This is a genomic window from Streptomyces sp. CA2R106 (assembly GCF_037034245.1).
Classification (GTDB): domain Bacteria; phylum Actinomycetota; class Actinomycetes; order Streptomycetales; family Streptomycetaceae; genus Actinacidiphila.
Genome location: NZ_JBAGKC010000023.1, coordinates 20,746 through 44,217, shown reverse-complemented (window position 1 = coordinate 44,217; position 23,472 = coordinate 20,746). Strand labels below are relative to the sequence as shown.

The window sequence follows — 23,472 nt, the reverse complement described above, 5'->3', positions numbered from 1 at the left end:
GTCCTCGCCTTGTCGGGTCGGGTCAGTTCGAGCCGAGCTCGATCGGCACCCCGACCAGGGAGCCGTACTCGGTCCAGGAGCCGTCGTAGTTCTTCACGTTGTCCACGCCGAGGAGCTCGTGCAGCACGAACCAGGTGAGCGCGGAGCGCTCGCCGATCCGGCAGTAGGCGATGGTGTCCTTGGCGAGGTCGACCTGCTCGTCGGCGTAGAGCTCCTTCAGCTCGTCGTCCGACTTGAAGGTGCCGTCGTCGTTGGCGTTCTTCGACCACGGGATGTTGCGGGCGCTCGGCACGTGGCCGGGGCGCTGCGACTGCTCCTGCGGCAGGTGCGCGGGGGCGAGCAGCTTGCCGGAGAACTCGTCGGGCGAGCGCACGTCGACCAGGTTCTGGGCGCCGATCGCGGCCACCACGTCGTCGCGGAAGGCGCGGATCGAGGTGTCCTGGGCCTTGGCCTTGTACTCGGTGGCGGCGCGGGTGGGGACCTCGCTGACCAGCTCGCGGGCGTCCAGCTCCCACTTCTTGCGGCCGCCGTCGAGCAGCTTGACCGCGTCGTGGCCGTAGAGCTTGAAGTACCAGTAGGCGTAGGACGCGAACCAGTTGTTGTTGCCGCCGTAGAGCACCACGGTGTCGTCGTTGGCGATGCCCTTGGCCGACAGCAGCGCCTCGAAGCCGGCCTGGTCGACGAAGTCGCGGCGGACCGGGTCCTGGAGGTCGGTCTTCCAGTCGATGCGGACCGCGTTCTTGATGTGGTTCTTCTCGTAGGCGGACGTGTCCTCGTCCACCTCGACGATGACCACCTTGGGGTCGTCGATGTGGGCCTCGACCCAGTCGGCGTCCACCAGGACGTCACTGCGGCTCATGCTGATCTCCTCCGGGGCAGTACGGAATGTGCGGTGGCGCGGTCGGGTGCGTCGCGGCGCGCGGGCACGCCGGGGTGCCTTGCGGCAGGTGGGGAGGGCGGGCGGCCGCTCGCACCGGGCCGGGACGGCCGCGGCGGCGCGGCGGGAGGGCGCCCTCAGGAAAGTCGACAGAGCATGGCGGCAACGCGGCACAGGTCCACTGCCCGCCGCTTCGTGAGGTCCGCCTGTCGCTTCATGAGTCCCGATCGTAGGGAAATGAACCGTGAAGTGTCACCGGTGTATCGGATGGCGAGACGAGATGGTCCGCATGGCGATACGCTTACCGGCCGCCACCCGCACGTTACCCCTCCCGTGGCCCTCCCAAACGGCCGCCGGCCGACCGCGGTGGACCCGGCGCCGGAAGCGGTGGACGCCGATGTCTCAGCCCGCGAGAACGACGCTCTTCCCGCCGAACGTGACGGTGATGCCGTCCGGACCGGTGCGGACCGTGCTCAGCCCCAGCCCCGTCGGCAGGTGGGTCAGCTCCGGGGTGAAGTCGATCTGGTCGCGCAGCTTCTCCTCCAGGCCGAGCGCGGTGAACGCCTTGGGCAGCCCCTCGGCGTGCAGCCGGATCGTGTTGGGGGCGGCGCCGGAGGACGCGCTCACCACGCTGACCTTGCTGAGCACGCTGAGGTGGGTGCCGAGGTAGGAGCCGGTGATCCGGACGGTGTCCGTGGCGCCGCCGCCCGGGTAGGAGACGGCGATCCCGGCGGGCGCGGCCTTCGTCAGCTCGGCGTAGTCGATCCGCGCGGTGCCGGTGGCCCGGTCCGCGGTGGCCCGGCTGTAGCCGTTGGAGAGCTTCACGTCGTACAGGTCGGCGTGGAAGTCCTCGACCTGGACGCTCCGGCCGCCGCTGGTCGCCGCGACGCCGTCGGCGCTGACCGTCACGTGGTCCAGCTTGCGGGAGAGGGCCTGGGTGAGGAACGGGAAGCCCTTGATCCCCACCTTCGGCTTCTCGGTCAGGCCCTCGGAGGACTGGGCCTGCTGGGCGGCCTTGTTCTGGGCCACGTACACGGCAACCCGGTCCAGCCCGACGAAGACCACGCCCAGGACCAGGACGACGATCAGGGTTATTCGCGCCGCGCGCATGGGTTCTCCCCGGCTGTTGACCGTTCTACCGTTCGACTCGCTCGCAACGCCTGACGGGCGGCGGGGCCCGAACGGTTCCCGCCGGGCAGGTCATTTATCTCACCGGAACGATCAGGACAGGGCGGCGCCCAGCACGTAGACCACCGGGGCGGCGGCGGTCAGCGGCAGCGCGACGCCCGCGGTGAAGTGCACGAACCGGGACGGCCAGTCGTAGCTGGCCACCCGCAGGCCGATCAGCGCGCAGGCGCCGGCGGCGGCGCCGAGCAGCACCGCGTGGCCGCTGCCGAAGCCCGTGGCCGGCCCGGTGAGCGCGCCGGTGGCGGCGGCCACCACGAGCGCGGCGGCCAGCGACACCGGCTCGCCGCCCGGCAGCCGCAGCGCGCGCACCAACGTGGCGGCGGCCACCGCGACGGTGCCGGCCATGACCGGGTCGGTGCCCGCGTGCGAGGTGGCGGTCAGCAGGTAGCCGCCCGCGACCACGGTGAGCAGGGTGGACGCGGAGGTCGCGGTGAGCGACGCGAGGCGTTCGTCGGCCGAGCCGTGGTGGCGCAGTTGGAGGACCAGGACGAACAGCAGCCACACCCCGAGGGTGCCCAGCAGCGCGACCGGGCCGTGGCCGCCGCTGACCGCGAGCACCGCGATGTCCACGGTGACACCGGACAGGAACGCCAGCACGATGCCCTGCCGGGCCGGCCACATGCCGTTGAGCCGGAACCAGCCCGCCGCGGTCACCGCCTGGAGCAGCACCAGCAGCACCGCGAGGGCGGGCTTGCCGACGGCCGCCCCGCCCGCGAGCAGCAGGCCGAGGGCCGCGGTCAGCCCGGCGGGCTGGATGCCGGGCGGGATGATCGGCGAGCCGGTCCGGTGCGCCGGCGCGGCCGGTTCGGCCTCGACGACGGGCAGCGCGGCGGTGCGCTCCAGTTCGGGTTCCGCGTCGGCGTCAGGGCCGGCAACGGGGCCGGGGCCGGCCGGCGCGGCGGCGTACCCGGCCTGCGGGGAGCCCGCCTGCTGGTATCCGGCCTGCTGGTATCCAGCCGCCGCGTATCCGGCGTCCTGCGCGTACCCGGCGGGCACGTCCGGCGCGTGGCGCGGGGCCGGCGCGGGCTTGCGCCCGCCCGCCGGGCCGTAGTCGGCGTCCTGGCCGGGCGCGTATCCGGGGGCGCCGTCGGGCGTGGTGCCCCAGGCGGGCGCGGCGGCGGGGGCCGCCGCCCAGGGGTCGGCGGCGGGTTGCCCGGAATGCACCTGGCCGCTGATGACCTGCCCCTCCCACACCCCGCCGGGTTCGGCCGCCCCGGGTTGCGCGCCCGGCGGCGGCTGCGCGGCCATGGGCTCGGGTACGTAGGCCCCGCCCGGACCTGCGGCCGGACCCGCGGCCGCGCCGTAGGGGGCGCCGCCGTACGGCAGCCCGCCCTGGCCGTGGCCGCTGCCGGTCGGCGCGTATCCGCCGGGGACGTGCCCGCCGGCACCGTAGGCGCCCTGCCCGTATCCCGGCTGCTCGTACCCGGTCTGCTCGTATCCCGGCTGCCCGTACTCGGACTGCCCGTGCCCGGACTGCCCGTGCCCCGGCTGCTCGTAGCCGCCCTGGCCGCCGTACCCCGCCTGCGGGTACGCCTCCTGGGCGGGGCCGCCGCCGGACCAGCCGCCGGGGGCCGGGGGCGGGGCGCCGTACGGCTGCCCGCCCTGGCCGTAGCCGCTGCCAGGCGCGCCGTCGGCCGGGGCGGGCGGGAAGCCGGGCTCGCCGGGCGCGGCAGGGGCGCCGTAGGGCTGGTCGGAACTGTGGAAGTCGCTCATCTCATCCTCCCGCGAACGGCGGAAGGACCTCCACCGTGCCGCCGTCTGGCAGGGGGACCGAGGCGTGGTCGCGGGTGCCCACGGGCGCGCCGTCGACCAGGAAGGAGCAGCGCAGCAGGACCCGGGCGAACTCCGGGTCGGCGGCGTGGCGGGCGCGGGCCGCGGCCAGCGCGTCGGCGAGGGTCGCCGCGCGGTACGGCTCCTCCGCCGTGCCCGCGGCGGACTTAGCCGCCGCCCAGTAGCGGATCGTGCCCGCCGCGGGCGCCGCCGTGTCAGGTCCTGCCATCGCTCCGTCCTCGGGTCAGTGCGTGGTGCGCCTCCATCATGGCGGGTCGGCGTCAGCTCGCGGGAAAGCGGGCGGTCAGCCAGTCGCCGATCCGGTCCAGCAGTTCCGGCGCCGCCGCGTTCTCCGCGTGGCCGAAGCCGGGCTCGATCCACAGCTCCGCGCCGCCGGGCCCGGCCGCCTCGGCGAGCGAGCGGGGGTGGTCGAGCGGGAAGTACGCGTCCCGGTCGCCGTGCACCACCAGCAGCGGCACCGGCGGGATCAGCGGCACCGCCTGCACCGGGGACAGCGGCACCGGGTCCCAGTCGCGGGTGTGGATGCGGGTGCGCAGCCCGTACCGGGAGACCAGCCGCCCCACCGGGCGGGTCACCGCCCAGTGCACCCGCCGCATCGGCGGGGTGCCGCGGTAGTACCAGCGGGCCGGCGAGCTGACCGACACCACCGCGTCCACGCCGAAGAGCGCGGCGTGCCGCAGCACGATCGAACCGCCCATGGAGAACCCGACGGTGGCCACGTCCGGGTAGCCCAGCCGCCGCGCCCAGGCCACCGCCGCCTCCAGGTCGAGCACCTCCCGGTCGCCGACCGTGGAGCGGCCGCCGGAGCCGCCGTGGCCGCGGAAGGAGAGGCTGACCACCCCGCCGTACGACGCGAGCCGCCGTGCCGCGCGGCGCAGCGCGGGCCGGTCCAGGGCGCCGGTGAAGCCGTGCGCGACCACGATCGCGAGGCGGCCGGAACCCGCCGGTGCGGGCAGGTGCTCGGCCTCGATCGGTACGCCGTCCGACGTCAACAGCACCTCCCGGTGGCCACCCGAAGTGATCACCGGAACACACGAAAGGCTGTCACCGCTCTCGGCAGGGCTGTCCATGTGGGCTATTCTTCCCTGGAAGAGGACCTGGGCAATGTCGCCCCCGGGTCCTTTCGTGCTTTCCGGCACTCGATGGCGCCTCGCGGGAAACGAGGAGGGTTCGGTTTTGAGACAGGTCACGGGACGTGTCCCGGCACCGCCCGCCCCACCCGCGGCCGCGCAGCGGGGCCGGACGACGACCTACGGGAGCGCCCGGTGAGTTCTCTCCTGCTTCTGACCAACGCCCTTCAACCCTCGACCGAAGTGCTGCCCGCACTCGGCCTGCTGCTGCACAGCGTGCGCGTGGCGCCCGCCGAGGGCCCGGCTCTGGTCGACACCCCCGGTGCCGACGTGATCCTGATCGACGGCCGGCGGGACCTCCCGCAGGTCCGCAGCCTGTGCCAGCTGCTGCGCTCCACCGGCCCGGGCTGTCCGCTGGTGCTGGTGGTCACCGAGGGCGGCCTCGCCGCCGTCACCGCCGACTGGGGCATCGACGACGTGCTGCTCGACACCGCCGGCCCCGCGGAGGTCGAGGCACGGCTGCGGCTGGCGATGGGCCGCCAGCAGATCGGCAGCGACGACAGCCCGATGGAGATCCGCAACGGCGACCTGTCGGTCGACGAGGCGACGTACAGCGCGAAGCTCAAGGGCCGGGTGCTCGACCTGACCTTCAAGGAGTTCGAGCTGCTGAAGTACCTGGCGCAGCACCCGGGCCGGGTCTTCACCCGCGCCCAGCTCCTCCAGGAGGTGTGGGGCTACGACTACTTCGGCGGGACCCGCACGGTGGACGTGCACGTGCGGCGGCTGCGGGCCAAACTCGGCGTGGAGCACGAGTCGTTGATCGGCACCGTGCGCAATGTCGGCTACCGCTTCGTCACGCCGGAGAAGCCCGAGAAGGGCGAGAAGGGCGACCGGGCGGAGACGGCGGACCGGGCGGACGAGCGGGCCGAGCCGCCCGCCGCCGACCACCGGGTGGACAGCCGCAGTTCGGCTGAGCACACCGTCTGAGACTTTTATATGACGCCACCTTGGACACGCGTAGACTGCGCGACGTGCCCAAGGTGACGCGTGACGATGTGGCCAGGCTGGCAGGGACCTCGACCGCGGTCGTCAGCTACGTCATCAACAACGGACCCCGGCCGGTGGCCCCGGCCACCCGCGAGCGGGTGCTCGCTGCCATCAAACAGCTCGGCTACCGGCCGGACCGGGTCGCGCAGGCGATGGCCAGCCGCCGTACCGACCTGATCGGCCTGATCGTCCCGGACGCGCGCCAGCCGTTCTTCGCGGAGATGGCGCACGCGGTGGAACAGGCCGCGTCCGAGCGCGGCAAGATGGTGCTGGTCGGCAACTCCGACTACCTCGACGAGCGCGAGGTGCACTACCTGCGGGCGTTCCTCGGCATGCGGGTGTCGGGGCTGATCCTGATCAGCCAGGGCCCCAGCGAGAACGCCGCCATAGAGATCGACGCGTGGGACGCCCGGGTGGTGCTGCTGCACGAGCGGCCCGAGGCGATCGACGACATCGCGGTGGTCACCGACGACATCGGGGGCGCGCAGCTGGCCACCCGGCACCTGCTGGAGCACGGCCACGACTACGTCGCGTGCCTGGGCGGCACCGAGGTCACCCCGGAGGTCGGTGACCCGGTCACCGACCACGTGGTGGGCTGGCGGCGGGCCATGGCCGAGGCCGGCAAGAGCACCGAGGGCCGCCTGTTCCAGGCGCCCTACAACCGCTACGACGCCTACCGGGTCGCGCTCGACCTGCTCGCCGGGCCGGACCGGCCGCCGGCGATCTTCTGCGCGACCGACGACCAGGCGATCGGTGTGCTGCGGGCGGCCCGCGAACTGCGCATCGAGGTACCCGGGGAGCTGGCGGTGGCCGGCTTCGACGACGTCAAGGAAGCCGCGCTCGCCGACCCGCCGCTGACCACGGTCGCCTCCGACCGGCAGGCGATGGCCCGCGCCGCGGTGGACGCGGTGCTCGACGACGCGCTGCGGGTGCCCGGCTCGCGCCGCGAGCGGGTCCGGCAGTTCCCGTCCCGGCTGGTCGTGCGGGGTTCGTGCGGCTGCGCCTGAGTGCGGCGCGGGCACCGGCCAACAGCCTCTGCCGCGGCCGGAGTCGGGTTCGTACGGCGGGCCCGGTGAGGGCCGGATAAAGGCCGCGCCACCGGGGCGGCGATCTTCCTTACATCGGGCATACCTACTTCTGCCGGGCTTCTCAGCGTGCACTCAGCAAGCTCTCATGAAGCGGGCTCAGAGTCATAGACATGACCAGCGAGAGCCGCAACGGCGGCGAACCCCAGTACCCGCACGACGCGCAGCTTCCGCTCCAGTCCGACCCGCAGGCGCCGTACAGCGAGCCGCCGACCCACACGGCCCCGCCGGCGCAGCAGCAGTCGTACGCCGGGAGCGGTTACCAGGACCCGTACGCCGGTGGTCAGGACCCGTACACCACCGGGGACGCCGGGCACACCGTGATCCAGGGCTCGGTCGTGCCCGCCTCGGCGCCGGAGACCGCGACCGGCGGCGCCGGCCACTACGGCGGCATCGGGGGCTACCCCCCGCCGCCCGCCTACCAGGCCGGCTACGCGGCCGTGGGTGCCTCGCCGGTGCCGCGCCGGCGCCGCCGGATGAGCCGGCCCTTCGCGCTCGCCGCGGCGGTGGCGCTGGCCGCGGGCGTCGTCGGCGGCGGCGCCGGCGCGCTGATCGGCCACGCCACCGACCACTCGGGCAACAGCGTGGTCTCCGCCGCCGCGGTCAACGCCGCGGCCGTGGACGGCACCGTGTCCGGGGTCTACAAGGCGGTCAACCCCAGCGTCGTGGAGATCACCGCGACCCTCAGCGACGGCACCTCGACCGGCGCGGGCGTCATCATCACCTCCAACGGCCAGATCGTCACCAACAACCACGTGATCTCCGGCGCCCAGAGCATCTCGATCACCTACAGCAACGGCAAGACCGCCTCCGCCTCGGTCGTCGGCGCCGACGCGAAGAAGGACCTCGCGCTGATCAAGGTGAACGGCGCCAGCGGGCTGCCCGCGGCGATCCTCGGCGACTCCTCCGCGGTCGCGGTCGGCGACCAGGTGGTGGCGATCGGCTCGCCCGAGGGCCTGAGCGACACCGTGACCAGCGGCATCGTCTCCGCGCTCAACCGCGAGGTGACCGTGCCGGTGGAGGAGAGCCAGGGCCAGAGCAGCCAGGGCCAGCAGGGCTACGGCGGCGGCAGCAGCGGCAGCGGCGGGGGCAGCGACCAGTGGCCGTTCTCCTTCGGCGGCAACCAGTACAACGGCAGCACCGGCAGCTCCACCACCACCTACAAGGCGCTCCAGACCGACGCCTCGCTCAACCCGGGCAACTCCGGGGGCGCGCTGATCAACATGAGCGGGCAGATCATCGGGATCAACTCGGCGATGTACTCCAGCTCCTCCGACAGCAGCTCGTCCTCCTCGAGCGCCGGCAGCGTGGGCCTGGGCTTCGCCATCCCGATCAACACCGTCAAGGCCGACCTGTCCTACCTGCGCAGCGGCGGGGACAGCAGCTGAGCCGGGACGCGCCCCGGGCCGCCGGCCGTCCCCCGGCGGCCCGGGGCGCGGACCTTCCGGGAAAGCGCGGCGGACGTGCGAGGCTGGGGACATCACCGACGGGTCATGAGGTAGGGAACGGATGAGCAACGGGGACAGCGCCGAAGCGCCCGCACGGGTGCTGATCGTGGACGACGAGCCGGCCGTACGGGAGGCGCTGCGCCGCAGCCTGGCCTTCGAGGGGTACGACACCGCGCTCGCCGCCGACGGCCTCGCCGCGCTGGAGCAGGCGGACAGCTACCGCCCGGACGCGATCGTGCTGGACGTGCTGATGCCGCGGATGGACGGCCTGACCACCGCCCGGCGGCTGCGGTCCACCGGTGTGACCACGCCGATCCTGATGCTCACCGCGCGCGACACCGTCGGCGACCGGGTCACCGGTCTGGACGCGGGCGCCGACGACTACCTGGTCAAGCCGTTCGAGTTGGACGAGCTGCTGGCCCGGCTGCGCGCCCTGCTGCGGCGCAGCTCGTACGCCGGTGCGCAGGGCCCGGCCGACGACTCGGCCGCCCACGCGCTCGCCTTCGCCGACCTGCGGATGGACACCGCCACCCGCGAGGTCACCCGGGCCGGGCAGCCGGTGGAGCTGACCCGCACCGAGTACACGCTGCTGGAGCTGTTCCTCACCCACCCGCGCCAGGTCCTCACCCGGGAGCAGATCCTCAAGTCGGTGTGGGGCTTCGACTTCGAGCCGTCCTCCAACTCGCTCGACGTGTACGTGATGTACCTGCGGCGCAAGACCGAGGCCGGCGGCATGCCGCGGCTGGTGCACACCGTGCGGGGCGTCGGCTACGTGCTGCGCGCACCTGACGGCGGGCACGCGTGAACCGCCTCCCCCTGCGCTCCCGGCTCACCATCCTGACGGCGGCCGCGGTCCTGGTCGCGGTGGCGCTGGCCGCGCTGGCCTGCTGGCTGATCACGCGCAACGAACTCAACTCCCAGCTGGACAAGTCCCTCAGCCAGGGGCTGGAGGACGCCAAGCAGCAGCTCCAGCGGGCCAGCCGGCTCGGATCGTTCACCTGCCAGTCGCAGGCGCCGGACAACGGGCAGTACAACATCAACCCGTCGAGCGTGTCCGCCCAGATCGTGCTGCCCGACGGCAAGACCTGCCTGATCTCCGGCAGCAAGACGTTCACCACCACCCCGGCCGACCGCTCGGTGGCGATCACCGGCCCGCAGCAGGTCTCGGTGACGCACACCGTGCACAGCCACGGCACCGCGCTGCGGGTCTACACGGTGAGCACCAACGCCGAACTGACCGTGCAGGGCCCGCCGCAGCCGATCGCGCTGTCCGTGGCGCGCCCGCTCAGCGTGGTCAGCGACCCGCTCACCACGCTGGCGTGGGTGCTGCTCGCCGTCACCGGGATCGGCGCGGTCGGCGCGGCCAGCGCCGGGCTGCTGATCGCGCAGACCGGGTTGCGGCCGGTGGACGACCTCACGCAGACCGTGGAGCACATCGCGCGCACCGAGGACCTGAACGTCCGCATCCCGGTCGACGGGCAGGACGAGATCGCCCGGCTGTCCGCGTCGTTCAACTCGATGACGGCCGCGCTGGCCTCCTCCCGGGACCGGCAGCAGCAGCTGATCGCGGACGCCGGGCACGAGCTGCGGACCCCGCTGACCAGCCTGCGCACCAACATCGAGCTGCTGGAGCGGAGCGAGGCGACCGGGCGGGCGCTGCCGCCGGAGGACCGCCGGGCGCTGCTGGCGTCGGTGAAGGCGCAGATGACGGAGCTGGCCTCGCTCATCGGCGACCTCCAGGAGCTGTCCCGGCCGGACAGCGGGCCGACGCTGAAGGTGGTCGCGCTGCACGAGGTGACGCAGACCGCGCTGGCCCGGGCGCGGCTGCGCGGACCCGACCTGAAGATCATCGCCGACGTGGCGCCGTGGTACGTCCGCTCGGAGGCGGCTGCGCTGGAGCGGGCGATCGTGAACCTGATGGACAACGCGGTGAAGTTCTCCCCGCCCGGCGGCGAGATCGACGTGCGGCTGCGGGACGGGCTGCTGACGGTGCGGGACCACGGCCCCGGCATCCCGGCGGAGGAGCTGCCACACGTGTTCGAGCGGTTCTGGCGGTCGCCGTCGGCACGGTCGCTGCCGGGCAGCGGGCTGGGCCTGTCGATCGTGGCGCGCACCGCGCAGCAGGCCGGCGGCGAGGTGTCGCTGTCCCCGGCGACGGGTGGCGGCACGCTTGCGGCGCTGCGGCTGCCGGGCGCGCCGACCGAACCGCCGGAGCTGCCGCCGGGCGCGACACAGGCGTAGGGGACGGGCGCAGACGGGCGCAGCGGCCGCATCCGTCTCACATAACGAAACACTCTGTCTCACTCCTCGGCCGAGACGACATAGTTGGGCGCACCACCTACCAAGGAGGTGCACCCATGCGCCGCTGGCTGATGCTGGCCCTGGGAACCGCGGCCCAGACGGCCGCCTGCGCGTTCGTGTACGGCATCCCGTACCTCGCCGACATGCTGCGCAAGCAGGAGCACCTCTCGCTCACCGAGGTCGGGCTGCTCGTCGCGGCGCCCACCACCGGGCTGGTCCTGGCCCTGTACCTGTGGGGCGCGGCGGCCGACCGCTGGGGCGAGCGGGTGGTGATCGCCTGCGGCCTGGGCCTGGCGGCGGGCAGCCTGGCACTGGCCGCGTGGGTCGCGCACGGCATGCTCGCGCTCGGGCTGCTGCTGGTGCTGGCCGGCGCCGCGGGCGCCTCCGTGTACTCCGCCAGCGGCCGGCTGGTGATGGGCTGGTTCGCCGCGCGGGAGCGCGGCCTGGCCATGGGCATCCGGCAGACGTCCACGCCGCTGGGCATGGGCGTGGCCGCGCTGGCGATGCCGCCGCTGTCCGACGCGCACGGCCTGCCCGGCGCCATCGGGTTCCTCGCCCTCGCCTGCGGGGCGATCGCCGTCCTGATCGCGCTGTTCGCCGCGGACCCCGCGCGCACCGCGAAGGAGGCGGCCGGCCCCGCGCCGAACCCGTACCGCGGCTCGAACGTGCTGTGGCGCATCCACGGCTCGGCCGCGCTGCTGGTGATCCCGCAGTTCACCGCCGGGGCGTTCGCGCTGGTCCTGCTCGTCGACGTACGCGGCTGGTCGTCGGTGCACGCCGGGCAGCTCATCGCCGGCGCGCAGGGGCTGGGCGCGCTCGCCCGCATCCTGGTCGGGCGCTGGTCCGACGCGGTCGGCGAGCGGCTGCGCCCGATGCGGCAGCTCGCCGTCCTCACCGCCGCGGTGATCGGCGCCACCGCGCTGACCACGGCCTTCCCGTCGCCGCTGACCCCGGCACTGCTGGTGGTCGCGATCGGCATCTCGGCCAGCACCAACGGCCTGTCCTTCACCTCCACCGCCGAGCGGGCCGGACCGGCCTGGTCCGGCCGGGCGCTGGGCGTGCACAACACCGGGCAGAACCTGACCGCCGCCGTGGTGCCCCCGGCGATGGCCGCGCTGATCTCGGCGACCTCCTACTGGCCGGGCTTCGTGCTGGCCGCCGCGACCGCCTGCGCCTCGGCGGCGATCATCCCGGTACGGCGGCAGGTGGCGCCCGAGGACGGGACGGAGCGGAGCCGTACGATCACGGCATGACCGACCGCCGTATCGAGACCTTCACCGACCTGCCCGCCGGCGCCGCCCAGGCCGTCTTCGACCTGATCGCGGCGGCCGCCGCGGAGGACGGCCAGCCGGCCGTCTCCGAGCAGGGCCGGCTGCACCTGCGCAACGCCGGCCGGCCCGGCGTGCGGCACCTGCTGCTGTGGACACCGGGGCCGGACGGCGGCGGGGCGCAGGAGCTGACCGGGTACGGGCAGATCGACGGCACCGACCCGGTGGAGGCGCCTGCCGCGGAGTTCCTGGTGCATCCCCGGCGCCGCTCGCGGGGCCACGGCCAGGCGCTGGCCGCGGAGCTGCTGGCCGCCACCGGCCGGCGGCTGCGGGTGTGGGCGCACGGCGGCCACCCGGCCGCCCGGCACCTGGCCCGGCAGCTGGGCCTGCGGCTCTTCCGCGAGCTGCGGCAGATGCGCCGCCCGCTCGACCCGGAGCTGACCGGGCTGCCCGAGCCGCGGCTGCCGGAGGGGGTCGAGGTGCGCACCTTCGTGCCCGGCCAGGACGAGGCGGCCTGGCTCGCGGTCAACGCGGCGGCCTTCGCCCACCACCCCGAGCAGGGCGGGATCACCCGGGCCGACCTGGACGACCGGATCGCCGAGCCCTGGTTCGACCCGGCCGGCTTCTTCCTCGCCTTCCGCGGCCCTACCCCGGTCGGCTTCCACTGGACCAAGGTGCACCGGCCGGAGGGGCTCGGCGAGGTCTACGTGGTCGGGGTCGCCCCGGACGAGCAGGGCAGCGGCCTCGGCCGGGCGCTCACCGCGATCGGGCTGCGGCACCTGGCGCGCGACCGCGGGCTGGGCACCGCGATGCTCTACGTCGACGCCGACAACGCCCCCGCCGTCGCCGTCTACGAGCGCCTCGGCTTCACCACCCACGAAACCGACCTGATGTACCGCACCGAGGAATGACCCGGAAAGCGGCGGGCCGTCCGGGGGGCCGGGGCACCCTCGCTGGAAGCACCCCGCTTGCCTGACGGCAACGCTCTCTTTACCGGTCATTCAACCGCGCTTGCGAACATCGCCGGGTGCAGCACGCTGCCCCGACCCCCACTCCCCCGCCCGACCTGCCGGAACCCGCAGGTACACGGGACAATGGAGCGACGGCCGTCGGCCGCCGCACGGGGGCCGCCGATGTGGCGGATGTGCCGGAACCGGAGGAGGGCGCGCAACCCATGGCCCAGACAAATCACCCGAATGTACCCGCGCAGGCCGCCCAGGCCGCGCCGAGCAGCACCGGGCACACCGCGAACGGCACCGATTTCAGCACCCCCGACGGCACCTTCCGCCCGCGCGTCGTCCCCGACCTCGACCCCGAGCCGCCCAGCCTCGCCGCGGCCGGCGAGGAGTTCGGCGAGGAGCTGCCGCAGGGCCGCTTCCTGGACCGCGAGCGCAGCTGGCTGGCGTTCAACGAACGGGTCCTCGAACTCGCCGAGGACCCGACCACCCCGCTGCTGGAGCGGGCGAACTTCCTGGCGATATTCGCCAGCAACCTCGACGAGTTCTTCATGGTCCGCGTGGCCGGCCTCAAGCGCCGCATGGCCACCGGGGTCGCCACCCGCTCCGCGTCGGGCCTCCAGCCGCGCGACGTGCTGGACCTGATCCTGACCCGCTCGCGCGAGCTCATGGCCCGGCACGCCGCCTGCTTCCAGAACGACGTCGGCCCGCAGCTCGCCGACGAGGGCATCCACGTCATCCGCTGGGGCGACCTCACCGGCCAGGAGCAGGCCCGGCTGGCCACGCTCTTCCGCAAGCAGATCTTCCCGGTGCTGACCCCGCTGGCGGTCGACCCGGCGCACCCCTTCCCGTACATCTCCGGCCTGTCGCTGAACCTCGCGGTGGTGGTGCGCAACCCGGTCTCCGGGCACGAGCACTTCGCCCGGGTGAAGGTGCCGCCGATCCTGTCCCGGCTGCTGGAGGCGAGCCCGCAGCGGTACGTCCCGCTGGAGGACGTGATCGCCGCCCACCTCGACGAGCTGTTCCCGGGCATGGAGGTGCTGGACCACCACATGTTCCGGGTCACCCGCAACGAGGACCTGGAGGTCGAGGAGGACGACGCGGAGAACCTCCTCCAGGCGCTGGAGAAGGAGCTGATGCGGCGCCGCTTCGGGCCCCCGGTCCGGCTGGAGGTCGAGGAGTCGATCGCCCCGCGCGTGCTCGACCTGCTCGTGCACGAGCTGAAGATGAAGCACACCGAGGTCTACCCGCTGCCCGGCCCGCTCGACCTGACCGGCCTGTTCGCGATCGCCGCGCTGGACCGCGAGGAGCTGAAGTTCCCGCCGTACGTCGCCGGCACCCACCGCGACCTCGCGGAGGTCGAGTCGGCCACGCCGCCGGACATCTTCGCCGCGATGCGCGAGCGGGACATCCTGCTGCACCACCCGTACGACTCGTTCTCCACCTCGGTGCAGTCCTTCCTCGACCAGGCCGCCGCCGACCCCGACGTGCTGGCCATCAAGCAGACCCTCTACCGCACCTCCGGCGACTCGCCGATCGTGGACGCGCTGATCGACGCGGCCGAGGCGGGCAAGCAGGTGCTGGTGCTGGTCGAGATCAAGGCGCGCTTCGACGAGCAGGCCAACATCAAGTGGGCCCGCAAGCTGGAGGAGGCCGGCTGCCACGTCGTCTACGGCCTGGTCGGCCTCAAGACGCACTGCAAGCTGTCGCTGGTGGTCCGCCAGGAAGGCGACACCCTGCGCCGCTACAGCCACGTCGGCACCGGCAACTACCACCCGAAGACCGCGCGGCTCTACGAGGACCTGGGCCTGCTCACCGCCGACCCCAAGGTCGGCGCCGACCTGTCCCACCTGTTCAACCGGCTGTCGGGGTACTCGCGCCGCGAGACGTACAACCGGCTGCTGGTCGCCCCGCGCAGCCTGCGCGACGGCCTGATCCAGCGCATCCTCGCCGAGATCGGCCACCACCGCGCCGGGCGCCCGGCCTCCGTGCGGATCAAGGTCAACTCGATCGTCGACGAAGTGGTGGTCGACGCGCTCTACCGCGCCTCCCAGGCCGGTGTGCCGGTCGACATCTGGGTCCGGGGCATCTGCGCGGTCAGACCGGGAGTGCCGGGCCTGTCGGAGAACATCCGGGTGCGCAGCGTGCTGGGCCGGTTCCTGGAGCACTCCCGGGTCTTCGTCTTCGGCAACGGCGGCGAGCCGGAGGTGTGGATCGGCAGCGCCGACATGATGCACCGCAACCTCGACCGCCGGATCGAGGCGCTGGTCCGGGTCACCGACCCGGTCCACCGCGCCACCCTCGACGGACTGCTGGAGACCGGGATGTCGGACGCGACCTCGTCCTGGCACCTGGCGGCCGACGGCGACTGGACCCGGCACAGCACCGACTCCGAGGGCCGTCCGCTGCGCAACGTCCAGGAAATGCTCATCGACGCCCGGAGGCGCCGGCGTGGCCCGTCAGCAGCAACATAGCAACCTGCTCGCACAGCAGATCCCCGGTCGACCGGGCGACGGCACGGACACGGGGAGCGGCACGGTGGGCGTCAGCACGGGGCTCGACGACGGGAACGCGGGCGAGGCCCTGTCGTCCTACCTGCGCACGCAGGCGACCGCGTTCCTGCGCGGGCTCGGCCTGCGCGGCGACGACGAGGACACCGCGGACGCGCTGCTGCGCGGCAGCGCCCGGCGGATCGCCGGTGTGCTGCACACCTACGGCGTGCTGACCGACCCCGCGTGGGCCGAGCCGATGCGCACCGAGCTGGGCTGGCTCGGCGCCACCCTCGGCCGTGAGCCGCAGTACGCGGTGCGGCTGGGACGGCTGCTGGACGCGCTGCGCCGGCTGTCGGTGCTCGCCCCGGCCGAGGAGGCGCTGACCGCCGCGGCGGCGCTCCCCCAGGGCGCCGACGGCGGCGCCGGTGCGGAGCCGGCCGGCGGCGCGCGCCGGTCCGCCGGCGCGGCGGTCGCCGCGCGCGGCACCGTGCCGGCCCAGTCCGCCGGGCCGCTGGCGGTCGGGGCGGCGCGGGCCGCCGCGCTGCTGGAGCGGCAGCTCACCCTGGCCCGTACCCGGGCGCACTCGGCGACCTTGCAGGCGATGGGCTCGGCGCGCTTCCACGCGCTGGCCGACGCCATCGCGCTGCTCGCCTCCGAGGTGCCGCTGACCGCGCGGGCCGCCGAGCCCGCCGACCAGGTGCTGCCGCCGCTGGCCGGGCAGGCGCACACCCGGCTCGCCGAGGCGGCCGGCACGCTGCCGCTGCGCCGGGCCGGGCACCCGTACAACGCCGAGGCGGTGCAGGCCGCGCTCGGCGCCGACCTCACCGCCGACCTCCAGGACGCGCCCTGGCACCAGGTGCGCATACTGCTGCGGCTGAGCCGGTACGCCGCCGAGGTGCCCGGGGCCGGCGGCCACGGCGACCCGCGGCTGGCCGAGGCCGCGCTGGTCCTCCAACGGCACCACGAGGCCGCCGAGTCGGCCGCCGCGGTCGCCGCCGCGGCCCGCACCCCCCGGATCGCCCCGGCGACCGCCTACGCGCTGGGTGTGCTCCACGCCGACCAGCGGCACGAAGTGGAGGCCGCCCGGTTCGCCTTCTCCCGGCTGTGGCAGTCGTGAGCACCACGGTGCAGGCGGCGGGCACCGTGCTGTGGCGGCACGCCGCACACGGCGCCGGGGTCGAGATCGCACTCGTCCACCGGCCCCGGTACGACGACTGGAGCCTGCCCAAGGGCAAGCTGAAGCGCGGCGAGGACCACGCGGCCGCCGCGGTGCGCGAGACCCTCGAGGAGACCGGTGTGGCGTGCGTGCTCGGCACGCCGCTGCCCGCGTCGTACTACTGGACCGCCGGGCGCCCCAAGGAGGTCCGCTACTGGGCCGCCCAGGCGCCCTCCGCCGCCACCGCGCCGCCCTTCTCGCCCAACGACGAGGTCGACCGCATCGCCTGGCTGCCCCCCGACGCGGCCCGCCGGCGCCTCACCCACGACCGCGACCGCGCGCTGATCGCCGCCCTCCTGAACGCCTTCCAGGGCTGACCCCCCAGGCCCCCTCAGGCCCCCGTCCGCGGCCCCCGAACACCCGCCGGGCCACGCGCGTAGACCCCTGCTCCCGGGCGCCCCGCCGCGGCGCGGCCGAGGCGTGCCCAGGTCACCCGCTCCCCGTTCGCCCCACCTGGCACCTGGGGGCTCGGCCTGCTCAGAGGGCCACCACACCGACGGACGAGGTTCACCTCGCGTTCACCCTCCCCCGTCGGTCGCTTCATCTGATCTCCCTAATTTCGGCCTTACCGGTGAGCAGCACTCGCGCCGGGTGGATGCAGAAAACCAAACCCTGTGCTTCGCCGTCCACCGGCGGGCTTTTGGAAGGAACACACGAAGGTGAAGCTTCAGCGTAAGACCGGAATGCGGGCCCTGACCGTCGGCGCGGCGGCGATTACCGGCGCGCTGGTCCTGACCGCCTGCGGTTCGGACAACAACGACAGCAGCAGCTCCTCGTCGTCGAGCAGCAGCTCGTCCAGCTCGTCCGCCGCGTCGTCGATCTCCTGCGCCAAGGGCCAGATCCTGTCCTCCGGTTCCACCGCGCAGCAGAACGCGATGGAAGCCTGGGTGAAGAACTACCAGCAGGCGTGTTCCGGCGCGACGATCAACTACAAGGCGTCGTCGTCCGGTCAGGGCGTCATCGACTTCAACCAGGGCACCGACGCCTTCGCCGGTTCCGACTCCCCGCTCGCCGCCGACGAGATCACCTCGTCGAAGAAGGTGTGCACCAGCGGCGAGGGCATCGACCTCCCGATGGTCGGCGGCCCGATCGCCATCGGCTACAACCTGCCCGGTGTGAGCAACCTCGTGCTGGACGCCCCGACCCTGGCGAAGATCTTCAACAGCAAGATCACCACCTGGAACGACCCGGCGATCAAGAAGCTCAACCCGAGCGCCAACCTGCCGAGCACCAAGATCCAGAGCTTCCACCGCCAGGACGACTCCGGCACCACCGACAACCTCACCAAGTACCTCGGTGGCGCGGCCAAGGCCGACTGGCCCTACCCGCACGCCAAGGCGTGGGCGGGCAAGGGCGGCCAGGCCGTCGCCCAGTCCTCCGGTGTGGCCTCGCAGGTCAAGCAGACCGAGGGCGCGATCGGCTACTTCGAGCTGTCCTACGCGACCGCCGACCAGATCCCGACCGTCAAGATCGCCACCGGCGCCTCGCAGCCGGTCGAGGCCACCAGCGCCAACGCCTCCGCGGGCATCGCGCAGGCCAAGGTCGTCGGCACCGGCTCCGACCTGGCCCTCGACCTGAGCGCCGCGTACACCACCAAGGCGGACAACGCCTACCCGATCGTCCTGGTGACGTACGAGATCGCCTGCGACAAGGGCAACAAGTCCGACACCCTGCCGCTGACGAAGTCCTTCCTGAACTACATCGCCAGCGCCGACGGCCAGGGCCAGCTGGCGAGCGCCGGCTACGCCCCGCTGCCGGACACCATCGCCACGAAGGTCCGCTCCGCCATCTCCGCCCTGTCCTGATCCAGGGCGGCGGGCCCCGCGGTCGGCACGACCACCGCGGGGCCCGCCGCACATCCGGTGCACCGCCGCCGGGGGAGCCACCTCCCCCACCCCAGACCGGAGTTCCCCATGACAACCACCGCACCGCCCCCCGCCGCCCCGCCGCCGCCCAGCAGCACGAAGACCGTCACCCGCCCGGGCGACCGGATCTTCGCCGGGCTCTCCCGCGGCTCGGGCATCTTCGTCCTCGTCATCATGGGCGCCATCGCGCTCTTCCTGACCGTCCGCGCGGTCAACGCCATCTCCAAGGACCACGCGAACTTCTTCACCACCTTCGAGTGGAACGCCGCGCTGACGCCGCCGAAGTTCGGCATCGCGGTCCTCGCCTACGGCACCGTGGTCAGCGCGGTGATCGCCATGGCCATCGCCGTGCCCATCGCGGTCGGCATCGCGCTGTTCATCACGCACTACGCGCCGCGCCGGCTCGGCGACGTGATCGCGTACGTGATCGACCTGCTCGCCGCGGTGCCCAGCATCATCTACGGCCTGTGGGGCGCGCTCTTCCTGGTGCCGCACCTGCGCGGCCTGAACCTGTGGCTCAACCACTACCTGGGCTGGACGGTCATCTTCCACAAGGACGACCCGAACTCCACCCCGCGCTCGCTGTTCACGGTGGGCATCCTGCTGGCGATCATGATCCTGCCGATCATCACCAACGTCAGCCGCGAGGTCATCCGGCAGGTGCCTAAGATGCACGAGGAGGCGGCACTCGCGCTCGGCGCGACCCGCTGGGAGGTCATCCGCATGTCGGTGCTCCCCTTCGCCCGCTCCGGCATCATCTCCGCCTCGATGCTCGGCCTGGGCCGCGCGCTCGGCGAGACCATGGCGGTGGCCACCGTGCTGTCCGCGTCGCCGACGCTCAGCGCCCACCTGCTGGACCCGGCCGGCGGCACCTTCTCCCAGAACATCGTCGCCAAGTTCGGTGAGGCCACCGAGTACGGCCGGGACGCGCTGATCGCGTCCGGCCTGGTGCTGTTCGTCATCACGCTCCTGGTCAACGGAGCCGCCCGGCTGATCATCGCCCGGCGCAAGGAGTACTCGGGGGCCAACGCATGACCGAGACCGCTGTCGACGCGACGTCGTCCGCCGCCGTGCCCGCGACCAGGCACCTGGCGACCCGGCGGCTGCCGCGCTGGACCCCGCCCGCGATCGCGGTCGGCTCGATCGTGGTGGCCGTGGCCATCGGCGCCGGGGCCGGCCTGGACAGCCACATCCAGTGGGGCCTGATCGCCCTGCTGCTCTTCGTGGTCGGGTCGTACGTGATCACCGCCCAGGTCGAGGGCCGCCGCCAGGCCAAGGACCGGGTGGCCACCAGCCTGGTCTGGTCCGCGTTCATCCTCGCCGTGCTGCCGCTGTACTCGCTGATCGAGACGACGATCAAGCAGGGCGCCGGCGTGATCGACGGCACGTTCCTGACGCACTCGATGAAGAACGTGCTCACCATCCAGCCCGGCGGCGGCATCTACCACGCCATCATCGGCACCGTGGAGCAGGTCGCGATCGCCGCGGCCATCGCCGCCCCGCTGGGCATCCTCACCGCGGTCTACCTGGTCGAGTACGGCCGGGGCCTGCTCGCCAAGGTGGTCACCTTCTTCGTCGACGTGATGACCGGCATCCCGTCGATCGTGGCGGGCCTGTTCATCCTGTCGCTGTGGTTCATCGCCTTCGACAAGGCACCGCAGTCCGGCTTCGCCGGCTCGCTGGCACTGGCCATCCTGATGACGCCGATCGTGGTCCGCTCCACCGAGGAGATGCTCAAGCTCGTCCCCAACGAGCTGCGCGAGGCCTCCTACGCGCTGGGCGTGCCGAAGTGGCGGACCATCACCAAGGTGGTCGTCCCCACCGCGATCGGCGGCATCACCACCGGCGTGATGCTGGCCCTCTCCCGGATCGCCGGCGAGAGCGCCCCGGTCGCCCTGCTGATCTACGGCGCCCAGTACATCAACAACAACCCCTTCAAGGGCCCGCAGGAATCGCTGCCGTTCTACATCTACCAGCAGTACGTGGACGGCAACCCCGCGAGCTACGCCCGCGCCTGGGGCGCGGCCCTGGTCCTGATCGCCTTCGTGATGATCCTGAACCTCGTGGCCCGGCTCATCGCGCGCTGGAAGGCGCCGAAGCACTCAGGTCGCTGACGCGGCCATCAGCAGACCTAGCAGAAATGAAGTGATCCCCACCATGGCCAAGCGAATCGACGTCAGCGGCCTGTCCGCCTACTACGGCAGCCACAAGGCCATCGACGACATCTCGATGACCGTCGAGCCCGGCTCCGTGACCGCCTTCATCGGCCCGTCCGGCTGCGGCAAGTCCACCTTCCTGCGCACCCTGAACCGCATGCACGAGGTCACCCCCGGCGGCCGCGTCGAGGGCCAGGTGCTGCTGGACGACGAGAACCTGTACGGCAGCGGCGTGGACCCGGTGACGGTCCGGCGCACCGTCGGCATGGTCTTCCAGCGCCCCAACCCCTTCCCCACCATGTCGATCTACGACAACGTGGCGGCCGGCCTGCGGCTGAACGGCGTCCGCAAGAAGGGCGAGCTCGACTCCATCGTCGAGAAGTCCCTCAAGGGCGCCAACCTGTGGAACGAGGTCAAGGACCGGCTGAACAAGCCCGGCTCGGGGCTCTCCGGCGGCCAGCAGCAGCGGCTGTGCATCGCCCGCGCGATCGCGGTCGAGCCCGAGGTGCTGCTGATGGACGAGCCGTGCTCCGCGCTCGACCCGATCTCCACCCTCGCCATCGAGGACCTGATCGGGGAGTTGAAGGAACGCTTCACCATCGTGATCGTCACGCACAACATGCAGCAGGCCGCGCGCGTGTCGGACCGTACCGCGTTCTTCAACCTGGCCGCGGTCGGGCAGCCCGGCAAGCTGATCGAGATCGACGAGACCGAGAAGATCTTCGCCAACCCGTCGGTGCAGGCGACCGAGGACTACATCTCCGGCCGTTTCGGCTGATCCCAGGACGCCGTGCGGTGCTGCATGGCGGTGCCACCGCAGGGCGCGAGGGCCCCGGTTTCCCCTTCGACGGGGGCCGGGGCCCTTCGCATGCGCCGCCCCATGGACTCGCGTACACCGGCACCAGGGACCGGGAACGGCGGAAACCGGCCAAGCCGATCAGCCGAAGATCAACTGGACCACGTAGAAGCAGACGGCGGCGACGACCGCCGCGGCGGGCATCGTGATGAACCAGCCGCCGACGATGTTCTTCGCCACGCCCCAGCGGACCGCCTTGACCCGCTTGGTCGCCCCCACGCCCATGATCGCCGAGGTGATGACGTGGGTGGTGGAGACCGGCGCCGCGAAGACGTACGACGTCGTGTAGAGGATCGCCGCGGAGGTGGTCTCGGCGGCGAAGCCCTGCGGCGGGTCGAGGTCGATGATCCGGCGGCCGAGGGTCCGCATGATCCGCCAGCCGCCCGCGTAGGTGCCCAGCGACATCATCGCCGCGCAGATCAGCTTCACCCAGATCGGGATGCCGAAGCCGCGGCTCGGGTCGTGGATCACCAGCGCCAGCACCACCACACCCATCGTCTTCTGGGCGTCCTGGAGGCCGTGGCCGAGTGCCATCGCGGCCGCCGAGAGGGTCTGGGCCATCCGGAAGCCGCGCTTGGCCTTGTGCGGGTTGGCGCGGCGGAAGAACCACAGGATCGCCAGCATCACCAGGTAGCCGACGAGCAGGCCGACCACCGGGGAGACGAACATCGGCACGATGACCTTGTCGACCACGCCGTTCCAGTGCACCGCGATGCCGCCGGCCAGTGCCGCGCCGACCAGGCCGCCGAACAGCGCGTGGCTTGAACTCGACGGCAGCCCGAAGTACCAGGTCACCAGGTTCCATACAATGGCACCGGCGAGCGCGGCGAAGAGGATGCCCATTCCGTGGCGGCCCTCGGGCGTGGCGATCAGGCCCTTGCTCACGGTTGCGGCCACCTTCGAACCGAGGAAGGCGCCGAGCAGGTTCATCACCGCGGCCATCGCCAGCGCCGCCTTGGGGGTCAGGGCGCGGGTGGAGACCGAGGTGGCGATGGCGTTCGCCGAGTCGTGGAAGCCGTTGGTGTAGGTGAAGAAGAGCGCGACCCCGATGGTCACGACCAGAGCGAAGGTGTCCACGAAGGTCAGGACTCCTTGACCGCGATGGTCTCCACCGTGTTGGCGACGTGCTCGAACGCGTCGGCAGCCTCTTCCAACACGTCGACGATCTGCTTCAGCTTGAGCACCTCGATGGCGTCGTACTTGCCGTTGAACAGGTGGGCGAGCAGCTTGCGGTGGATCTGGTCGGCCTGGTTCTCCAGCCGGTTGACCTCGATCCAGTACTCCGTGAGGTTGGCCATGGTGCGCAGGTTCGGCATCGCCTCGGCGGTCAGCTCGGCCGCCCTGGCCAGCACCTCGATCTGCTGCTCGACGCCCTTGGGCAGTTCCTCCACGTTGTAGAGGACGACCAGGTCGACGGCCTCCTCCATGAAGTCCATGATGTCGTCGAGCGAGCCGGCGAGGGTGTAGATGTCCTCCCGGTCGAAGGGCGTGATGAAGGAGGAGTTGAGCTGGTGGAAGATCGCGTGGGTCGCGTCGTCCCCGGCGTGCTCGGCCGCCCTCATGCGTTCTGCGATCTCGGTCCGGGTCGGCGCATCGGCCCCGAGCAGTTCCATCAGGAGCTTCGAACCGGTGACGATGTTGTCCGCGGAAGCGGCGAACATGTCATAGAAGCTCGTCTCCCTGGGGGTCAGACGAAAGCGCACGTGAGGTCCTCGGGGTGCATGAGTTTCGGTCTCGTTGATGCTAGGTGCATCATGCGGTCGCCACTGACCGGCGTCCACCAGTGTCGCCCATTGGACGAAGTCCCCCCGTCAGGGGATGCCTCGCACAGGGTATCGATTCGGTAAGGTATACCC

At 72.6% G+C, this 23,472-nt stretch carries 21 protein-coding genes; 14 read left to right on the top strand and 7 right to left on the bottom strand.

What is annotated here, in order from left to right; genetic code table 11:
* Positions 1-22: 22 nt before the first annotated feature.
* The 5 genes from WA788_RS26290 to WA788_RS26270 form a co-directional block, all read right to left on the bottom strand.
* A complete protein-coding gene (locus tag WA788_RS26290; protein ID WP_335981234.1) occupies positions 23-859 on the bottom strand; it encodes a sulfurtransferase in 837 nt (278 codons plus the stop codon).
* 420 nt (positions 860-1,279) lie between these two features.
* Entirely contained in the window at positions 1,280-1,987 is a 708-nt protein-coding gene (locus tag WA788_RS26285) for an LmeA family phospholipid-binding protein (protein WP_335981233.1), read from the bottom strand.
* A gap of 111 nt (positions 1,988-2,098) precedes the next feature.
* Complete coding sequence (locus WA788_RS26280; RefSeq protein ID WP_335981232.1) at positions 2,099-3,778, bottom strand: hypothetical protein; 1,680 nt, start codon at positions 3,776-3,778, stop codon at positions 2,099-2,101.
* A 1-nt stretch (position 3,779) separates the two neighbouring features.
* Positions 3,780-4,064, bottom strand: a complete 285-nt coding sequence (locus tag WA788_RS26275; RefSeq protein WP_335981231.1) for a MoaD/ThiS family protein — start codon at positions 4,062-4,064, stop codon at positions 3,780-3,782.
* A gap of 52 nt (positions 4,065-4,116) precedes the next feature.
* Positions 4,117-4,926, bottom strand: a complete 810-nt coding sequence (locus WA788_RS26270; RefSeq protein ID WP_335981230.1) for an alpha/beta hydrolase family protein — start codon at positions 4,924-4,926, stop codon at positions 4,117-4,119.
* A 195-nt stretch (positions 4,927-5,121) separates the two neighbouring features.
* Here WA788_RS26270 and WA788_RS26265 point away from each other — a divergent pair, with 195 nt between their 5' ends.
* The 14 genes from WA788_RS26265 (at position 5,122) to pstB (ending at position 21,538) form a co-directional block, all read left to right on the top strand.
* The gene (locus WA788_RS26265; protein ID WP_335981229.1) at positions 5,122-5,913 is read left to right on the top strand and encodes a response regulator transcription factor; all 792 of its coding nucleotides are present in this window, start codon (positions 5,122-5,124) and stop codon (positions 5,911-5,913) included.
* Positions 5,914-5,957: 44 nt separating this feature from the next.
* A complete protein-coding gene (locus WA788_RS26260; protein WP_335981400.1) occupies positions 5,958-6,980 on the top strand; it encodes a LacI family DNA-binding transcriptional regulator in 1,023 nt (340 codons plus the stop codon).
* 191 nt (positions 6,981-7,171) lie between these two features.
* A complete protein-coding gene (locus tag WA788_RS26255; RefSeq protein ID WP_335981227.1) occupies positions 7,172-8,446 on the top strand; it encodes a S1C family serine protease in 1,275 nt (424 codons plus the stop codon).
* A gap of 121 nt (positions 8,447-8,567) precedes the next feature.
* Complete coding sequence (locus tag WA788_RS26250; protein WP_335981226.1) at positions 8,568-9,311, top strand: response regulator transcription factor; 744 nt, start codon at positions 8,568-8,570, stop codon at positions 9,309-9,311.
* Positions 9,308-10,747 (top strand): sensor histidine kinase, encoded by a 1,440-nt coding sequence (locus tag WA788_RS26245; RefSeq protein WP_335981225.1) that lies wholly within the window; start codon positions 9,308-9,310, stop codon positions 10,745-10,747. Before WA788_RS26250 ends, WA788_RS26245 begins: the two co-directional genes overlap by 4 nt.
* Before the next feature lie 116 nt (positions 10,748-10,863).
* Positions 10,864-12,060 (top strand): MFS transporter, encoded by a 1,197-nt coding sequence (locus tag WA788_RS26240; RefSeq protein WP_335981224.1) that lies wholly within the window; start codon positions 10,864-10,866, stop codon positions 12,058-12,060.
* On the top strand, positions 12,057-12,986 hold the full coding sequence (mshD, locus tag WA788_RS26235; RefSeq protein ID WP_335981222.1) for a mycothiol synthase: 930 nt from the start codon (positions 12,057-12,059) through the stop codon (positions 12,984-12,986). Before WA788_RS26240 ends, mshD begins: the two co-directional genes overlap by 4 nt.
* A 155-nt stretch (positions 12,987-13,141) precedes the next feature.
* Complete coding sequence (locus WA788_RS26230; RefSeq protein WP_435177042.1) at positions 13,142-15,505, top strand: RNA degradosome polyphosphate kinase; 2,364 nt, start codon at positions 13,142-13,144, stop codon at positions 15,503-15,505.
* Positions 15,483-16,640, top strand: a complete 1,158-nt coding sequence (locus tag WA788_RS26225) for a CHAD domain-containing protein (RefSeq protein ID WP_443034098.1) — start codon at positions 15,483-15,485, stop codon at positions 16,638-16,640. Before WA788_RS26230 ends, WA788_RS26225 begins: the two co-directional genes overlap by 23 nt.
* Positions 16,628-17,056: an NUDIX hydrolase gene (locus tag WA788_RS26220; RefSeq protein ID WP_335981219.1), complete on the top strand. Its 429-nt coding sequence runs from the start codon at positions 16,628-16,630 to the stop codon at positions 17,054-17,056. The genes WA788_RS26225 and WA788_RS26220 overlap by 13 nt, the downstream gene beginning before the upstream one ends.
* A 342-nt stretch (positions 17,057-17,398) precedes the next feature.
* Positions 17,399-18,544, top strand: coding sequence for a phosphate ABC transporter substrate-binding protein PstS (gene pstS, locus WA788_RS26215; protein WP_335981218.1), 1,146 nt, complete (start codon positions 17,399-17,401; stop codon positions 18,542-18,544).
* Positions 18,545-18,652: 108 nt separating this feature from the next.
* Positions 18,653-19,639, top strand: coding sequence for a phosphate ABC transporter permease subunit PstC (gene pstC, locus WA788_RS26210; protein WP_335981217.1), 987 nt, complete (start codon positions 18,653-18,655; stop codon positions 19,637-19,639).
* The gene (gene pstA, locus WA788_RS26205) at positions 19,636-20,718 is read left to right on the top strand and encodes a phosphate ABC transporter permease PstA (RefSeq protein WP_335981216.1); all 1,083 of its coding nucleotides are present in this window, start codon (positions 19,636-19,638) and stop codon (positions 20,716-20,718) included. The genes pstC and pstA overlap by 4 nt, the downstream gene beginning before the upstream one ends.
* A gap of 43 nt (positions 20,719-20,761) precedes the next feature.
* Positions 20,762-21,538 carry a phosphate ABC transporter ATP-binding protein PstB gene (gene pstB / locus WA788_RS26200; protein ID WP_335981215.1) on the top strand — a complete coding sequence of 259 codons (777 nt, stop codon included), beginning with the start codon at positions 20,762-20,764 and terminating at the stop codon, positions 21,536-21,538.
* A gap of 159 nt (positions 21,539-21,697) precedes the next feature.
* Here the strand turns inward: pstB and WA788_RS26195 are convergent, their stop codons facing one another.
* Positions 21,698-22,693: an inorganic phosphate transporter gene (locus WA788_RS26195; protein WP_335981214.1), complete on the bottom strand. Its 996-nt coding sequence runs from the start codon at positions 22,691-22,693 to the stop codon at positions 21,698-21,700.
* Positions 22,694-22,698: 5 nt separating this feature from the next.
* On the bottom strand, positions 22,699-23,319 hold the full coding sequence (locus WA788_RS26190) for a DUF47 domain-containing protein (RefSeq protein ID WP_202235181.1): 621 nt from the start codon (positions 23,317-23,319) through the stop codon (positions 22,699-22,701).
* Positions 23,320-23,472 lie beyond the last annotated feature (153 nt).

What these genes read in the sequence shown, in the direction of transcription:
- pstA (WP_335981216.1), top strand. Translation starts at nt 19,636, where the DNA reads ATGACCGAGACCGCTGTCGACGCGACGTCGTCCGCCGCCGTGCCCGCG.
- WA788_RS26275 (WP_335981231.1), bottom strand. Translation starts at nt 4,064, where the DNA reads ATGGCAGGACCTGACACGGCGGCGCCCGCGGCGGGCACGATCCGCTAC.
- WA788_RS26290 (WP_335981234.1), bottom strand. Translation starts at nt 859, where the DNA reads ATGAGCCGCAGTGACGTCCTGGTGGACGCCGACTGGGTCGAGGCCCAC.
- mshD (WP_335981222.1), top strand. Translation starts at nt 12,057, where the DNA reads ATGACCGACCGCCGTATCGAGACCTTCACCGACCTGCCCGCCGGCGCC.
- pstC (WP_335981217.1), top strand. Translation starts at nt 18,653, where the DNA reads ATGACAACCACCGCACCGCCCCCCGCCGCCCCGCCGCCGCCCAGCAGC.
- WA788_RS26250 (WP_335981226.1), top strand. Translation starts at nt 8,568, where the DNA reads ATGAGCAACGGGGACAGCGCCGAAGCGCCCGCACGGGTGCTGATCGTG.
- WA788_RS26285 (WP_335981233.1), bottom strand. Translation starts at nt 1,987, where the DNA reads ATGCGCGCGGCGCGAATAACCCTGATCGTCGTCCTGGTCCTGGGCGTG.
- WA788_RS26255 (WP_335981227.1), top strand. Translation starts at nt 7,172, where the DNA reads ATGACCAGCGAGAGCCGCAACGGCGGCGAACCCCAGTACCCGCACGAC.
- pstB (WP_335981215.1), top strand. Translation starts at nt 20,762, where the DNA reads ATGGCCAAGCGAATCGACGTCAGCGGCCTGTCCGCCTACTACGGCAGC.
- WA788_RS26240 (WP_335981224.1), top strand. Translation starts at nt 10,864, where the DNA reads ATGCGCCGCTGGCTGATGCTGGCCCTGGGAACCGCGGCCCAGACGGCC.
- WA788_RS26280 (WP_335981232.1), bottom strand. Translation starts at nt 3,778, where the DNA reads ATGAGCGACTTCCACAGTTCCGACCAGCCCTACGGCGCCCCTGCCGCG.
- WA788_RS26270 (WP_335981230.1), bottom strand. Translation starts at nt 4,926, where the DNA reads ATGGACAGCCCTGCCGAGAGCGGTGACAGCCTTTCGTGTGTTCCGGTG.